A 16,288-nucleotide genomic window follows, 5' to 3' on the forward strand; every position below is an offset into this window, starting at 1 on the left:
CGGGATCGAAGCGGTTTGGCAAACCGGATCAAAGGTGCAACGCGGGCTTGGGCTGGCGTACGCCCTGGGCAGATGGGACGCGGACACGCAGCGCAATCAGCAACGCCGCCAGCAGCATCAGCACGGCCGCCGCTACGAATACGCCTGCGCTGCCACCGAAGCTGAACACTGCACCGCCAGCGGCGGCGCCCGTGGCGATGGCCGACTGCACAGAGGCCACTACCATGCCTCCGGCACTTTCCGCCTGGTCAGGTACCGCGCTGGCGACCCAGTTCGACCACGCCACCGGCACACCACCAAAGGCCAAGCCCCAGACCGCCAGCAGTAGCGCCTGCCCCGGCACCGAGGCCGGCAACAGCACCAGCGCCAGGGCTGCAACGCCGACCAACGCGGGCATCAACACCAGCGTGGCCAGTGGGTGGCGCTCCAGCAGCCTGCCGGCCAACAGCGTGCCGGCGAAGTTCGCCACGCCAAAACCCAGCAACATCAACGACAGCCCCTGGGGGCCGATGCCAGTCGTCCCTTCAAGGAATGGCCGAACATAAGTGAACATCGCAAAGTGGCCGCTGTGCACCAGCACACAACCGAACATCCCCATGGCGATGCCCGGGCGCTGCAACACCTCGAGCACAGTGCGCAGACGTGCCGGCCGGCGCGGCGCCAGGCGCGGCAGCGTGAACGACTGGAAAGCCAGGGTCACCATGCCTACGGCCGCTGCGGCAAAAAACGCGCTGCGCCAGCCGTACAGCCCGCCCAGATAGCTGCCCAGCGGTACTGCAACGACCGTCCCGACGGCAATGCCACTGAAAATGATCGACAGCGCCCGGGGCAACAACGCACTCGGCACCAAGCGCATCGCCACCGCCGCCGCCATGCTCCAAAAACCGCCAAGGGCAATGCCCAGCAAGATGCGCATCACTAACAGCACCGCGAAGCTGGAGGAAACGGCGACCAACAGATTGGAGGCGACCATCAACGTGGAAAAACCCAGCAGCACCCAACGTCGGTCGATGCCGCGGGTCAGGCCTGGCACCAGCAAGCCAGCAAACAGCGCCACCACGGCGGTCACCGTCACCGCCTGGCCAGCCAACGCTTCGGACACCCCCAGATCGTTAGCCATCAGCGTCAACAAACTGGCCGGAAGGTACTCAGCGGTCAGTAATCCGAACACACCCATTGCCAGCGAGAAGACGGCCATCCACGCGGGCGTCGCAGGCTCTACGTCCGCACCGACGCCGGAATGGCGGTCGGATACGGTGTTACATACACAGTCAGTCATTGCACGGATCTCCCAATCTTCATGGCGAGCCGAAGTCTAGGCGCGGGAAGCTGGATGATCTATGATCGAAAATCTCTTCTTTTTGACTAAAACACCTGAATGATGCCAGCAGATCAGTTTGCTCTTTCCTCGGACCTCATCAACGAGCTGTTGCGCGGCATGCGCCTGCGTGGCGTCGAATACCGGCGTATCCAGGCGGGTCCAACCTTTGGTCTGGGCTTCGCGGAAAAAACTGGGCACGCCTGGTTCCACTTCATGGCCGTCGGCAACGCAGTGCTGCGAATGGAGGACGGCAGCACCTACGCTCTATCTGCCGGCAACGCCGTGTTCATTTCCCACGGTGCGGCCCACCGACTGTTTTCCGATCCGGACGCGCCTGTTCAAGACATCGACCGCCTGGACGGCGCGCCCTTAGGTGACACCGTCAGCGCGGTTAATACCGGAACCGATGCCAGCCCCACGCCGAGCACTATTTTGTTCAGTGGTTGCATGGAGTTCGAACTGGGCAGCATCCATGGCCTTGGCCGGCTGATGCCGGGACTGATGCTGATTGATGCCGGCGGCCAGCGTTACCCCGGACTGGTGCCGATCCTGACCACCATGGAGCGCGAGGTCGGCGCCGCGCGTATCGGCTTCGCCGGTATCCTCGCGCGGTTGGCTGACGTGGTGGCCGCCATGGTCGTTCGCGGGTGGGTGGAGTGCGCCTGCGGGAATGCCTCTGGCCTGGTCGCCGCCTTGCGCGATCCACGCTTGGCCGGTGCACTGCTGGCGCTCCATCAACAACCGGGCCGCGACTGGACCGTTGCGCAGCTGGCCGAGCACTGCAATACCTCGCGCTCGGTCTTCGCGGACCGCTTTCAGGTGACGATTGGCATGACCCCGCTGCGCTACGTCACCGAACTGCGAATGCGGCTGGCAAGCCAGTGGCTGACGCTGGAGAGGCTGCCGATTGAAGAGGTGGCGCAGCGCTTGGGCTATACCTCCCAGGCCGCTTTCAGCCGCGCATTCAAGCGCATTACGGGCAAGACACCGGGTTTGAGTCGCAAGGTGAGGCCACACGCTGTTACTTGAAGCCGATGAGCCTTTGACTCATTTACCCCCCGTTACGTCGAGGAATGTACCGGTAACGAATGATGCCTCCGCGCTCGCCAGCCATAGAATCGCGCGCGCCACTTCCTCCGGCTGACCCCCCCGCCCCATGGGGATCGAATCCTTGACACGATCCACCCGCCCCGGCTCACCGCCACTGGCATGCATGTCGGTATAGATATGTCCGGGGCGAATACAGTTAACGCGTATGCCTTCCCGGGCCACCTCCTTGGCAAACCCGATGGTGAACGTCTCCAGCGCGCCCTTTGACGCCGCATAGTCGACGTACTCATTGGGGCTGCCAAGGCGTGCCGACGCCGAAGAGACATTGATCACCACCCCGCCCGGGCCGTTGTAGCGGTAAGACATGCGCTTCACCGCCTGCTGGGCACAGAGTATTGGCCCGATGGCATTGACCGCAAAGATGCGCTGCATCCGCTCGAAGCCGAGGGCCTCCAGGCGTGACTGAGGTGCGAGCATCCCGGCGTTATTGACCAGTACGTCGATACGACCGAAGGTGCGGTCGATGGCCGCGAACATATCGGCCACCTGTTGCGGGTCCGCACTGTCGGCTCGCATCGCCAACGCCCGGCGCCCCAATGCTTCTACATCCGCCACCACCGCCAGCGCTGCGGACTGGTTGGCAACGTAGCTGATCGCGACGTCATAACCTCTTTCGGCGGCCAGCCGGGCGGTTGCCGCCCCCACTCCACGACTTCCACCCGTGATTAGAATCAGCGGTGCCTGCGAGACGTTGACCATTAGACATTGCTCCTGAGCCGTTGGCTGTATCAGCCGATGATGAGGGTGCCGCTGGCGATCACTACGCATGCCAGTATCCGGCGGGGGGTGAGCGTTTCGCCGAGAAACACATAGCCGATCAACGCCGCAAACAGCACGCTGGTTTCGCGCAATGCGGATACCGCGCCCAGTGGCGCTTCGTTCATGGCGTAAATGATCATTCCATAGGCGAGCAAAGAGACCAGCCCGCCGACCAACGCGGTCACTGTTCCAGGCCGGACGCGGAACAAGCTGCGGGTGTCGCGCAGGCCGATGTAGACCACCGGCATCAGCACGCCCCACAGCGCGCACATCCAAACCGTATAGGCAAGCGGCGCACCGGAGAGCCTGGCGCCGATGCCGTCGACCACGCTGTAGGCCGCGATAAAGCCGCCCGTCCCCAGCGCATAGGGCAGGCTGGGAACCGACAGACTGCGCCCTCTGAAGGCCAGCGAAATAATCCCGCCGGACACCAGCGCAATACCGAGCAACTCGCCAGGCGTGATGCTTTCCCCGGCAAACACGGCGGCCCCCAAGGTGATCAGCACCGGCGACGATCCCCGTGAAATCGGATAGATCTGCCCCAGGTCGCCGACGCGGTAACTGCGCACCAGAAACAGGTTGTAGCCCACATGCAGCAACCCCGACAGCACCGCGTAGCCCCAGCTTTCAATCGCAGGGGACACCATGAACGCTGCGGCGACGACACTGGCGATGGCGATGGCAATGCACATCACCGTCATGGACCACAGCCGGTCGGCGCCGCTACGCAGCAGCGCATTCCAGCTGGCATGCAGGAGCGCGGCGAAAAGCACGAGGAAGATGAGATGAGTAGGCATGCCCCACTGTAGGCAATCCGGCGCCGGGGCTAAAGCGAAGTCTCCTCAGCGCAGCATGAGTGGATACTCATGACTCACTCACCCGGTCGTTGGACTTTCATTGCCTCGCTGACCAGCCATTGGCGAAAGCTGGCGATGTGCGGCTGGGATTCGATGCCCTTGGGGCAGACGAAGTAGTAAGCAAGCGGCGACGGAAGCGGTACGTCGAACAGCCGCACCAAACGGCCATCGCTGATTTCGTTCTCGACATGCCCGCTGCGCACCAATGCAACGCCCTGGCCGAGCAAAGCCGCCTCGACCGTCATGTTGGTATCGCCAAACCTGACGCTTTCCTGGAGCGGCAAATAGGCCAACCCGACGGCTTGAAACCACACCTCCCACTTCGGCACCAACTCGGCGCCATCCCGAGTCAGGAGCGGGAAATGCAACAAGTCTGCCGGGCGTTGCGGCGTGCCAACGCGCCGCAGCAGTTCGGGACTGGCCACGGGAAATACCTGCTCCCCAAACAGGAATTCCGAATGCAGGCCTGGGTAATTGCCCTTGCCGAGCCTGATCGCAACATCAGCCTGGCCGTGAGAGAAGTGGATGATTTTATCCGTGGTATCCAGCGAGACCAGCAGCTCGGGGTGCTGGCGAGACAGACGCGGCAAGCGTGGCAGCAGCCATTTGAGCGCAAAGGAATAGGTGGTGCTGACGCTGAGCCGAACCCGGCCCTTTTGCTCGCGCAGGTCACCCAAAGTCGCCTCCAGGCTGATGAAAAACTCCCGCACGATGGGCGCCAGCGCAGCCCCCGCTGCCGTGAGGCGTAACGCCTTGCCACGTTCAAACAGCGGCAGCCCCCAAAGCGCCTCAAGGTGCTTGAGCTGGTGGCTGACCGCGCTTTGAGTCACATGCAGTTCCTGTGCGGCTGCAGTAAACGTCGGATGGCGGGTGGCAACTTCAAAGGCGCGCAAGGTCGCGGTAGGCGGCAGGTCTCTCATCGGGGCAGGATCCAGCGAGTTATAGGAAAAGCGCATGCATGAACGTTAGCTCATGCAGCAGCTTACTTCACTGTACCCATTTGAATCCTCGTCCTTGTTCAATCCGCGCCTACAGAAGCAGCCGCTTTGGCGAGTTGACCGACGAGAGGACGCCGGCGCCCTCCCCTCGAACACTCCTTGCTCAGGTAGGTTGCGCCGCTTGAGCCTTGCTCGCGTTGCCTGGGCGGATTTTGAACCAGATGGCGTACATCGCCGGCAGGAACACCAACGTCATGATGGTGCCGACCAAAGTACCGCCGATCAGTGTGTAGGCCAGCGTGCCCCAAAAAACAGAATGGGTCAGCGGGATGAATGCCAGGATGGCCGCCATCGCCGTCAGCAGTACCGGGCGAGCCCTCTGTACCGTGGCTTCGATGACGGCGTGAAAGGGATCCAGGCCTTCCTGGGCGTTGTGATGGATCTGCCCGATCAGAATCAGCGTGTTGCGCATCAGGATGCCCGACAGCGCGATCAGCCCAACCAGGGCGTTGATACCAAACGGTTGATGAAATATCAGCAGCGTCGGCACCACGCCAATAAGTCCCAGCGGCGCGGTGAAAAACACCATGATCATGGCCGAGATCGAACGCACCTGGACGATGATGATCAGCAGCGTCAGCGCAATCATGATCGGAACCAGCGGCACTATCGCCTGGCCTGCCTTGCCCGACTCCTCGATTGCACCCGCTTGCTCGATCCGATAGCCGGCGGGGAGCGTGTCGATAATCGGCTGCAGTTGCTTGATGATCACACCCGATACATCAGGTGGTTGAAGGCCTTCGTCAATATCGCCACGCACGGTGATCGTCGGTGTACGGTCACGGCGCCTGAGGATCGGATCCTCCATGCGCACATCCACCTCTCCGACCTGGGACAGAGGGATCCGCTGGCCCGCGGCGCCCACCAATGTAAACCCTTCAATCCGCGCAGGGTCCAGACGTATATCGCCTGCGGCGCGCCCAACCACCTGCACTGAACGAATGTCTTCACGAACCGACGTGATCGGCACGCCCGCCAGCAGGAATTGCAACTGCTGGGCGACGGCGCTGGAGGTCAGTCCAACCGCCTGCAAGCGATCCTGATCCAGGCTGAAATGCAGGGTCGGCGCCAGAGGGCCCCAGTCGCTGTTGACCGTCCTCATCAACGGACTCGCGTGCATGACCGCTTGTACACGGCCCGCAATCTCGCGCAGCTTCGTCGGGTCAGGCCCCATTACCCTGTAGGCGACGGGATAGGGTGAATACGGCCCAAACACAATTTGAGTCGCCCTGACACGGGCCTCTGGGGCGAGCCCGGCAGCGACCGCCTCGCGAAAACGCAGCTTGAGGGTTTCACGTGCCTCCTGGCTGGACGTCAGCACCACGATCTTGGCGAACGAGGGATCCGGCAGTTCTGGCGCCATCGCCAGGAAGAAACGCGGAGCGCCCTGCCCGATATAGGCCGTGACGATTTTTGCCTCTTCCTGCTTTTGCAGCCAGGCCTCGACCTTTTTCGCAGTGGCGCTGGTCTGCTCGATGGAGGTTCCGTAGGGCATTTGCACCTCGACCATCACCTCGGGACGGTCTGACGTCGGGAAGAACTGCTTCTTCACCAGGCCCATGCCCAGGACGGCCACGACAAACAGCGTGATAACCGTGCCAGCCACCAGCCACTTGAGTTCGATGACCCGGGTCAGGACCCGGCGGAAGCGGTTGTAGCGCGGGGTATTGTAGATAGCCGCATGCCCACCCTCTACCTGCTTGATGTCTGGCAGCAACTTCACGCCCAGGTAAGGGGTGAAAGCCACTGCGACAACCCAGGAAGCGATCAGAGCAATGCCCACGATCCAGAACATGTTGCTGGTGTACTCGCCGGCAGTGGACTGGGCGAAACCGTTGGGCATGAAGCCAACCGCCGTTACCAGTGTGCCAGAGAGCATTGGCGCGGCCGTATGACTCCAGGCATACGCAGAGGCTTTGATGCGGTCGTAGCCCTCCTCCATTTTCACGACCATCATTTCGATCGCGATGATGGCGTCATCTACCAGCAACCCGAGCGCCAGGATCAATGAACCGAGGGTAATACGGTCAAAGTTCTTTCCGGTGGCCGCCATCACCACAAACACGATCGCCAGTGTCAATGGCACGGCAGCTGCGACCACGACGCCCACACGCCAGCCCATGCTGAGGAAGCAAACAAGCATCACCACAAGCAGCGCGACAAAAAACTTGACCATGAACTCGCCAACGGCCGAGTCGATGTTGACGGCTTGATCGGTCACCTTGGTCAGCGTCATGCCCAGTGGCATGCCTTCATTGATCTTGGTCGTCTCGGCGTCCAGCGCCTTGCCCAGGTCCAGGCCGTTCCAGCCTTCGCGCATGATGACCCCCAGCAGCAGGGCCTCTTCTCCGTTACTGCGCACCAGAAAGGTTGCCGGGTCTTCATAGCCACGTTCGACAGTGGCCACGTCGGAGAGCTTGAGCGTGCGCCCCTGAACCACAATCGGCGTGTCACGAATCTTCTCCAGCTTATCGAAGGCGCCGTCCAGGCGGAGGAAGACCTGCGGCCCATTTGTTTCAATCGAACCGGCGGGCGTGAGCACGTTCTGGTTATTCAGCGCGGCAAAGATGTCCTGAGGCGCAATGCCCAGGGTGGCCAACCGATCATGGGAGAACGAAACAAATATCCGCTCGGCCTGCTCACCGATGATGTTGACCTTCTTCACGCCCGGCACATGCAGCAGTTGCTGGCGCAACGACTCAGCATCACGCACCAGCAGCCGCTGCGGCTCGCCTTTGGCTTTGAGGGCGAACAGCGCAAACGTCACGTCCGAATACTCGTCGTTGACCAAGGGCCCGATTACACCCGCCGGTAGCTTGGTGGCTTCGTCGTCGAGCTTTTTGCGTGCCTGATAAAACTCTTCCTGCACCTGTGAGGGGGGCGTGCGGTCCAACAACGACACCATGGTGAAAGCAAGACCGGGCCGCGTATAGGTTTCCGAGCGGTCGTACCATTTCAATTCCTGCAGGCGTTTTTCAAGTGGCTCTGCGACCTGGTCCTGCATTTCCTGCGCAGTAGCCCCCGGCCAGGCAGTAATGACCGTCAACTGCTTGACCGTAAACGGTGGATCCTCCGCACGCCCCAGCTGGAAGAACGCCAGGGTGCCCGCAACCGCGATCAGAAAGATCAGGAATACCGTAATGGATCGCTCACGAACGGCGATCGCAGAAATATTAAAGCGGCCTTCGCTCATGGATGACTCCCGGCAACATGGGCGTCATCCTGCTGGGGCACTCTCACGTCTTCTCCATCGCGCAGCAGATGGGCGCCTAACGCGACGATCTGCTCACCGACCTTGAGATCGCCTGCCACGCGTGCGGCATCGTCGCTCAATCCCAGCACCTGAACAGGACGCCAGCTCACCTTTGCCGGCGAGCCTGCGATCACCCACACACCGGTGCCATTGCCTGGGTCATAAAGGGCCGCGATGGGGACTTGCAGCGCCTGCCCGTGCGCGGCGCCTTCTGCGATCCGCAACGTGACCGTCGAACCTATCGGGGCATTGGCCAGCGCGCCCTCAAGCACATACCGCGCCTCAAACGTGCGCGTCACTGGGTCGGCAGAGTCAGAAAGCAGCCTGAGCTTCGCTGTAACAGCCCCTGCGGTACTGCCGTAAAGCGTCGCTTGCGCGCTGGATCCGGCTGCAGGACGCAACGTCTCGGGCAGATGCACGATGGCTTCGCGCTGGCCTGCGCGGGCCAGTCGAACCACGGGCTGCCCCGGGCTGACGACTTGCCCGGGCTCTGCGAGTGTCTCCACCACGACCCCGTCGGAATCCGCAAATAACACCGCGTAGCCGGAAGCATTGCGGGCGACATCGGCCTGGGCTTGTGCGGCGCTGAGCTGCGCCTTTGCGCTATCCGCTGCGGCCTTGACCTGGTCGTAGGCCGATGCAGAAACAGCCCCTGCGGCGACGAGGTCGCGATATCGCGCCTCGTCATCGGCTGTCTGCCTGGCGCGGGCCCTGGCGGCGGTGACCGACTCTTGCTGTGCTCGCGCCTGCAACCCCAGGTCGATAGGGTCAAGGCGCATAAGCGGCTGACCGCGTTTAACGCTCTGGCCGGTATCGACCAGCCGCTCGAGGATCTTGCCGGAGACCCGAAAGCCGAGATCGCCCTGCACGCGGGCCGCCACCACTCCCGTGAATGAGCGTGACGTCTCCGAGGAACCCTCAACCGTTCCGGGCCTTACCAGAGGAGCCTGCGTACGCGGATCGTCAATGTTGGATGAGTCACCACACGCCGTCAGGACGAGAGGCAACAAGCAGGCTGCAATGGGGATGGGTCGGAGCCGGAGCATAGGTTCCCTTATTGAATAGAAAGAACAGGGATCACATATTCAGACTGGTGACTATTATTGTCAATGGTCACGCTCGAGATCTCAAATAACGCAGAAAGATGCGCTCCCCCCGCAACGCAATCGCTCATGACCTCGTTGAAACAAGACCCGGCTGATGCAGGACTGCATATTCCAAAGGAGCACATGACGGGAATGAACGATATTTTCCAGTCATATCTGAATTTAGCCCAGAGGCCTCAATTGACAGAGAGTGACCATACAGTACTATGGTCACCAACAATGTTCGATTCAAGGAATCCCAATGCACTCCCTCCGCCCCGCTGCTTTTTTGATCAGCGCCAGCTTGATGACAGGTTGTGCGGTCGGTCCGGACTATCGCCGTCCGGACGCCCCGCTCCCGGACCGCTACCTGGGCCAGTCTTCTGTCGAGCAGAGACCAGGGGTGACGCCTGCCAGCCTCGTCATCTGGTGGGAGGGCTTCGGTGATCCACTGCTCGCCGACTTCGTCGCCAAGGCGCTTGAACAGAACCTCGATCTGGCGCAGGCCCAGGCACGAGTCGCGCAGGCGCGGGCAGGACTAGGCGCCGCCAATGCCGCTTTATGGCCCTCGGGAAATATCAGCGGCCAGGCCGCCCGCGCCTACCAATCAGTCGAGACGCCACTCGGCCAGGTGCTGAACTCAACCCCCGGCTACGATCGCTATGGCAGTTCCTATGAGGTCGACCTCAATGCCAGCTGGGAAGTGGATGTCTTTGGCGGCCTGCGACGCGGACGCGAGGCGGCACTGGCCGAGTACCAAGCGTCCGAGGCTGGCGCCGCGGCCACGCGATTGGCCATCGCCGCACAGACTGCGGATATCTACATCACTGTCCGCGGATTGCAGGCTCGGCTGGACATCGCTAATCGACAAGTCAAAACCCAGCAGGGGCTGCTGGAGAAAGTCCAATTGCTCTACAGCAAGGGGCTTGCCGCCAGCCATGAGGTTCGTCAGACCGAGGGGGCTTTAGCACAGGTCCAAGCCACCGTACCGGTGCTGCAGACCGGTCTGGATGCGGCCATGAATTCACTCGATGTCATGCTCGGCACGCCACCCGGTACTCATCGCACGCAACTTGCCATGGTCGCAAGCATTCCGGCAGCGCCGCAGTTAAAGACCATGGGAACGCCAGCCGACTTACTGCGCCGCAGGCCTGACCTCATTGTGGCCGAGCGCCGCCTTGCCGCCTCAAACGCACGCATCGGGGAGGCGATTGCCGAGTACTACCCTAAGTTCTCTCTGAGCGCATTACTGGGGAGTGCAACGGCTGTATCGGCAGGCAATCTTTTTTCCGGCGGCGCCAGTCAATCGTCGGGCGTACTGGGACTGCGCTGGAGACTCTTCGACTTCGGGCGCATCAACGCCCAAATCGACCAAGCCAAGGGACAGGAAGCCGAATCCCTGGCCGCGTACCGTCAGTCTGTGCTGCGCGCCACCGAGGATGTCGAGAACGCGCTCTCCTCACTGGTGAATCGGGACGCCCAAGCAACCACCCTCATTGGAGGCGAGACGTCTTTGACGCAAGCGCGCCAATCGTCGTTCACTGCTTATGAGAAAGGCACGGCCAGCTTGATTGACATCCTGCACGCTGACGAGACCCTGCTTCAGGCTTCCGACGCTCGGGCGCAGGCACAAACCGAATCGGCACGCGCGGCAGTCGCCGCGTTCAAGGCGCTGGGTGGCGGCTGGCAGCCCTCGGATAGCCGACTGACGAGCCGATGACACGGGTGGTTTTCGAGATTCAAACAAGGGGTATGCAAGATGGCCGTGAAAGAAAATTCATGGGTGCTCATTACTGGAGCCTCCAGCGGATTCGGCAAGGAATTTGCCCGACAGTACGCCGCAAAAGGGAAATCGCTGATTCTGGTAGCCCGCAGGCTGAACGAGCTTGAAGCACTCGCGGACGAATTGCGTAGTCGTTTCGACGTCGACGTGATGGTGCAGCAAGCAGATCTTTCATCAATAAATGTGATTATCGATCTGCATCGGCGCCTGCATGACAGCAATACGGTGGTCGATGTCCTGATCAACAATGCGGGTTACGGCTTGCAGGGAGCATTCCTGGATGAGCCCCTGGAAAGCTCCCTGGCGATGATCGACCTGGACGTCGCCAGCCTGACCGCCATCACTCGTCTGTTTGCAGAGGATATGCGGGCCAGGCGCAAGGGGCATATCTTGATGACAGCCAGCCTGCTGTCCTACCAGGGCGTGAAGAACTTTGCGGTTTACTCTGCCGCCAAGGCTTACGTACTCAGATTCTCCGACGCCCTGCATCGTGAGCTCAAACAAGACGGTGTGGTGGTCACAGCGCTTTGTCCAGGCATGTCGGATACCGGGTTTGCAGCAAGTGCCAAACAAAAGATAACACCGGTCTTGAAGAGGGTCATGATGCAACCCGAGCCTGTAGTGCGAGCGGGGATACAAGCGTTGCACGCAGGCCGCATGAGCGTCGTGCCGGGCTTTGGCAACAAGGCTATTGCGGTCTTGACCTGGGCCACACCCCGTCGACTTCACCAGGGCCTGATGTCACGGGTAATGGGTGTTTGAGCGGGCCAGGCAATGCCCCCGACGACGGATACCTGATCCACTAGGTATCCGCTCTCAGGCCCCGCAGTGAGTCAGAATCGATAGCTGACAGAAGTCCCCAAACCGCTCGCGCTATTTTTATACTTCGAGCTGTAGGCGCCTCTTGAGGCGGATACGTCATTGACCTGTACGCTTTCCTCCCATAGGTAGGAATACGCCACATCGATCGTGACATTCTCCGCCGGCGTCCACCCTGCCCCGACACTGATGACTTTCCGGTCACCGGTAGGGATTCGCGGCCCACGGTTGACGTTGTTGGTGGGGGACTGGTCAACCGAGAAGCCGGCGCGAAGAACCCACTGATTGTTCAGCTTATACGCCGTGCCGATAGCGTGCGCCCACGTGTCGTGCCAGTTCTGCTCCTCGGTAATACGACTCAGCGTTCCGCTCAACGCCGCAGGCAAGCCACTGTTTTCGAACACCAACTCCTTGAAGCGACTCCAGCGCGTCCACGTACTGCCCAGGTAGAGCGTCCAGTCACTGTTGAGTTGGTGAGTCACGGAAAAATCGACTGATTCCGGGGTGTCCACATCCAAGGACGCGTCATAGCTCGTACCGCTTACACCCAGCACACTGAAGATGCCGTCGGTGAGCTTGGTCTTGGCATCCAGCCGGTAGCTGACCTTGGAGTGATAGGTCAGACCCAACCGAGTTCGATCTGTCGCTTGCACTAGAATACCCGCGTTAAATCCAAGCGCCGTGTCATCGCCGGTGCTTTTGAGCTTTCCGTCATTGCGGCCTGGGCTGAGTGGATTGAGCACCATCCCGGAAAGCTCACCACTGATACGGTTGATGGTCGGTCCGAAACCGATGGAGACCTTGTCGTTGAACGCATAGCTGATGGTGGGCTGAAACGTAAGGGTCGTGACCTCACTTTTGTTGGCGTAGTAGCGGCCGGCGAAACCACCGCCATAATCGGTCATTAGCCCAAACGGCACATAGAAACCCACACCGAACGCCCAGTGCTCATCGATGGGTTTGACGTAGTAACCCATGGGCACTGTGGTGGTCGGCACCATGTCCCCGTCCTCCTGCCCCCCGAATGTGCTGCGCGTCTGGCTTATATGGGCCTTTGCGAAAAGCGTTGCCGCCCCGACGCTGGCCTGCTCTTTTTTCAAGCGAGACATACCGGCCGGATTACCGAAGACGGTACTCGCATCTTCTGCCGATGAAGAACGGCCGGCAAATCCGGAGCCCATCCCACTGATGCTTTGTTCATTAAGAGCGAAACCGCTCGCGAACAGTTGAGTCGACGAGAGGGCAACAGCAAGGCCAAGCGGGGTCCTGCGCAGTATTTTTTTCATTATTAGGACTCGATAGATCATCGGGATAAAGCGGTAGAGAGCGTCACGCTGAGCGCGGGCTACCGGGAGGGGCCGCAGCGCAGATTTACGAAGATCGTGCGCGCCACGGCGATTCCTCCAGGATAGGTACAGCATACTTATTCATGTGACCATTCATGTCAATAGTCACAAATCCGGCAAATGAACATGCATGGCTACGCGGCAAATGCTGCGCGGATAATCCACTCAGTTACCTAGTGAGGTTTGATACGAGGCCCTGAATATGGGGATCAGGCCCCGGATTCGAGTTAATACCGCGCCCCGGAAAATGGTGTCCACCTGGATCGGTGTTCACCATCATCTAAGCGTTGATATCAGAGCAAAGTGATAGAGATGATTAACGCAGGCTCACGGCATCAAGCTACGCAGAATGAGATTGGAAGTGAGGACCGGAGCCAGCTCGACGAAGTCAAGGTTGTATTGCAAAAGCAACGGATTGACGAAAGGGCGCAGCGTAAGGTGGATCGAATCGACTGTTTCGTCCAAGGGTGTTTTGCGTTCAAATTCGCCGATTTCTCGGCCTTCACGCACAATCTGCAACACGAAGCCCCTGACCAAGACGTCATATTGCTGAGCGCAGGGCCAGTTCTCAGACGCTGCAAATGCGGCGATGTCATAGAGCTTTCGATCGCTGAAGAACAAATTCACCCCGGTAGCGATCAGCGTTTTCACCAAACGTCGAAAACGTTCGGTCGGCGAAATGTCCTCTACATTGATGGCCTGTTCTACGGCCGCGATGATTTCCGCCAGGCAATTGCCACAGATAGCCTCACCAATCGCCTGCTTGGAATCAAAAAACTTGTAGATGTACGCCTTGGAAAACCCGATCGCTTTCGCCAGGTCGGAAACCGTGGTTTTGCTATAGCCGTATTGACTGAAGTGCTGATTGGCCGCCGCGACGATCTGATTCCGGATCTCATGATCGGCTGGGCCACGGATGCTGGGGGAAGCTATGGATGTCTTGTTCATACGAGCTAGCTTACGCATCCGAAAAGCGCTTGACAACGAGTGACCAAATTATACTTTTGTCACAACCTCGCAATGATCAGGGTTGGTTTCAGGTCAATGTCTCTACGCGGAAGGCCAAACACCTCCCCTATCAATCCCTGTCAGCTTGCCGGATTGCGTGCCATGACGATCCACGTCGCGCCGTCGATCATCACCGACCGCTCGCCGGGTAGGCCCGCGAAGGCGGCGCTAACCGCGGCCCAGGCGCGGGCTCGGATGGCGTCGGGCTGATCAGCGAGCACAAGCGCCAGCGGGCCCCCCTCGAATGCCATCTTCACCGCGTCGTCGATCGCCGCGTCCCGCGTCACGCCCTCGCCGAACGGGATGGAAGCATCGAAGGGTGTGCTGGTGATATCGGTAAAGCCGGCCGCTGTCAGGATGCGTGCCACGCGCTCCCGGTCGCCAAACGAGAATGGGCCGGGCGCTTCGGGATCGGGCCGGGCGGTCAGCGGGAGGATGCCCTTGAGCACGCCCATCGGCAGGCGCACCCAATCATTCTCGGCCACACCACGCCAGCAGACGAAAGCGACCCGCCCGCCCGGCCGGAGCGCGCGTCGCATATGGGCGAACGCCCCTGTCGGATCGTCGAAGAACATCACCCCGAAACGCGAAAACAGGAGGTCAAACGCGCCCTCGGGCAACTCGGCGCTGCTGGCATCGGCTACCCGGAACCGGGCCGGCGTATCCTGTGGCGCCAGCGCACGCGCGCGGCCGATCAGCGGTTCGGATATGTCCACACCCAGCACATGACCACCCGCGCCGACGCGGGCGGCCAGAGCCAGGCTCGACGCGCCCGCGCCGCAACCGATGTCAAGCACGCGTTCGCCCGTGGCTGGCGCGGCGGCTTCGATCGCGGCCTGGCCGAATACCGCAAACATGGCGTCGAGCCGGGCCTGGTTAGCGGCCCAGTATTCTCCGCTTTGGCCATTCCAGTCGGCAACCTGATAGGCATTTTGCTCTGTCATGACATCTCCTCGTTTTGATTCGTTTTTAACCAGGCCGTGCAAAAGCCGGGAACGGCGACCTTCTGAGACCCGTGTTCCAGAAGCCTGCGACAACCGAATTGTCCTCAAACCAGCATCGACTGTTGGGCGGAGATACCCGCCGTCGCGCCGTGCGATATTGCCAGGGTGACCGAGGCCATAAGGGGGTTTGCCAGGTCGCCGGCGGCATAGATGCCGGGCACGCTGGTTTCGCGACGCTCGTCGACCTTCAGGGCGATGCCCTGGGGCGTATCCACCGTGGCGAGGCCCAGCGACTCATGCAGGCGCGCAGACGGCTTGTTGCGCGGATGCGCAAACAGAATGTCGACCGCGACAGGTGGGCCGGCGTTGAGCCTGACGGTGGCATTATGGTTCTCGGCATGGTCGATTTCGGTGATCCGGCCATTGACGACAGAGATGCCACGTCGCGCCAGATCGGCCTGGATGTCGGGTGGAAGGTCATGCCCATTGGTGAAGACCGTCAACGTGTCGGTCCAATCGTGGAACAGCCTGACCTGATTCATCGATTGCGGGCCGGACCAGACGAGGCCCCAATGCTGGCCGGCGACTTCAAAGCCGTCGCAATAGGGGCAAGGCACGATGGAGGTGCCCCAGTTTTCGGCATAGCCCGGAACATCAGGCATCTGGTCAACGACGCCATAGCTCAGGATCAGGCGGCGGGCCCTGAGGCTTTCGCCATCGCCAGTGAGGACGCAGAAATCGTCGATGGCGCCGGAGATGCTCTCGGCACGGGCAGTGACCAGCCTGACCGTGGGATAGCGTGCCAGCTGCCGCCGCGCCTCGGCCAGGATCTCCAGCGGTGGCTTGTGATCGTGGCCGAGCAGGCCATGGGAGTGGCCGGCGAAGCGGTTGCGTGGCAGGCCGGTATCGAGAACGGTGACCGTGCGCCGGGCACGACCGAGCTGCAGGGCTGCAGCAAGACCGGCAAAGCTGCCGCCGATGATGATGACGTCATTCATGGTGATG

General features: G+C 60.9%; 13 protein-coding genes. 3 read left to right on the plus strand and 10 right to left on the minus strand.

The annotated features are described in order from the left end of the window. Positions 1–28 precede the first annotated feature (28 nt). Complete coding sequence (locus tag BLQ09_RS18000; RefSeq protein ID WP_027605743.1) at positions 29–1,279, minus strand: MFS transporter; 1,251 nt, start codon at positions 1,277–1,279, stop codon at positions 29–31. A 102-nt stretch (positions 1,280–1,381) separates the two neighbouring features. Here BLQ09_RS18000 and BLQ09_RS18005 point away from each other — a divergent pair, with 102 nt between their 5' ends. Continuing rightward, complete coding sequence (locus BLQ09_RS18005) at positions 1,382–2,350, plus strand: AraC family transcriptional regulator (protein ID WP_092358168.1); 969 nt, start codon at positions 1,382–1,384, stop codon at positions 2,348–2,350. A gap of 18 nt (positions 2,351–2,368) precedes the next feature. Here BLQ09_RS18005 and BLQ09_RS18010 read toward each other — a convergent pair whose 3' ends face one another. From BLQ09_RS18010 to BLQ09_RS18030, 5 genes are all read right to left on the minus strand, one after another. Continuing rightward, the gene (locus BLQ09_RS18010; protein WP_065948722.1) at positions 2,369–3,130 is read right to left on the minus strand and encodes an SDR family oxidoreductase; all 762 of its coding nucleotides are present in this window, start codon (positions 3,128–3,130) and stop codon (positions 2,369–2,371) included. Between the two features lie 29 nt (positions 3,131–3,159). Then, entirely contained in the window at positions 3,160–3,987 is an 828-nt protein-coding gene (locus tag BLQ09_RS18015) for a DMT family transporter (protein ID WP_092358096.1), read from the minus strand. A gap of 74 nt (positions 3,988–4,061) precedes the next feature. Continuing rightward, complete coding sequence (gcvA, locus tag BLQ09_RS18020) at positions 4,062–4,967, minus strand: transcriptional regulator GcvA (protein ID WP_092358170.1); 906 nt, start codon at positions 4,965–4,967, stop codon at positions 4,062–4,064. Positions 4,968–5,148: 181 nt separating this feature from the next. Next, a complete protein-coding gene (locus tag BLQ09_RS18025) occupies positions 5,149–8,238 on the minus strand; it encodes an efflux RND transporter permease subunit (protein ID WP_092358098.1) in 3,090 nt (1,029 codons plus the stop codon). Then, complete coding sequence (locus tag BLQ09_RS18030) at positions 8,235–9,344, minus strand: efflux RND transporter periplasmic adaptor subunit (RefSeq protein WP_027605737.1); 1,110 nt, start codon at positions 9,342–9,344, stop codon at positions 8,235–8,237. The genes BLQ09_RS18025 and BLQ09_RS18030 overlap by 4 nt, the downstream gene beginning before the upstream one ends. 301 nt (positions 9,345–9,645) lie before the next feature. Here BLQ09_RS18030 and BLQ09_RS18035 point away from each other — a divergent pair, with 301 nt between their 5' ends. Then, positions 9,646–11,103, plus strand: coding sequence for an efflux transporter outer membrane subunit (locus BLQ09_RS18035; protein WP_027605736.1), 1,458 nt, complete (start codon positions 9,646–9,648; stop codon positions 11,101–11,103). Positions 11,104–11,142: 39 nt separating this feature from the next. Further along, positions 11,143–11,928: an SDR family NAD(P)-dependent oxidoreductase gene (locus tag BLQ09_RS18040; RefSeq protein WP_027605735.1), complete on the plus strand. Its 786-nt coding sequence runs from the start codon at positions 11,143–11,145 to the stop codon at positions 11,926–11,928. Between the two features lie 71 nt (positions 11,929–11,999). On the opposite strand, the gene BLQ09_RS18045 is transcribed toward BLQ09_RS18040, so the two are convergent. From BLQ09_RS18045 to BLQ09_RS18060, 4 genes are all read right to left on the minus strand, one after another. Further along, positions 12,000–13,271, minus strand: a complete 1,272-nt coding sequence (locus tag BLQ09_RS18045) for an OmpP1/FadL family transporter (RefSeq protein WP_027605734.1) — start codon at positions 13,269–13,271, stop codon at positions 12,000–12,002. Positions 13,272–13,658: 387 nt separating this feature from the next. Next, positions 13,659–14,279 (minus strand): TetR/AcrR family transcriptional regulator, encoded by a 621-nt coding sequence (locus BLQ09_RS18050; RefSeq protein WP_027605733.1) that lies wholly within the window; start codon positions 14,277–14,279, stop codon positions 13,659–13,661. Positions 14,280–14,419: 140 nt separating this feature from the next. Then, positions 14,420–15,283 carry a class I SAM-dependent methyltransferase gene (locus BLQ09_RS18055; protein WP_027605732.1) on the minus strand — a complete coding sequence of 288 codons (864 nt, stop codon included), beginning with the start codon at positions 15,281–15,283 and terminating at the stop codon, positions 14,420–14,422. Between the two features lie 104 nt (positions 15,284–15,387). Continuing rightward, on the minus strand, positions 15,388–16,281 hold the full coding sequence (locus BLQ09_RS18060) for an NAD(P)/FAD-dependent oxidoreductase (protein WP_027605731.1): 894 nt from the start codon (positions 16,279–16,281) through the stop codon (positions 15,388–15,390). Positions 16,282–16,288 lie beyond the last annotated feature (7 nt).

This window comes from Pseudomonas sp. NFACC25, assembly GCF_900100935.1.
GTDB lineage: Bacteria > Pseudomonadota > Gammaproteobacteria > Pseudomonadales > Pseudomonadaceae > Aquipseudomonas > Aquipseudomonas marginalis.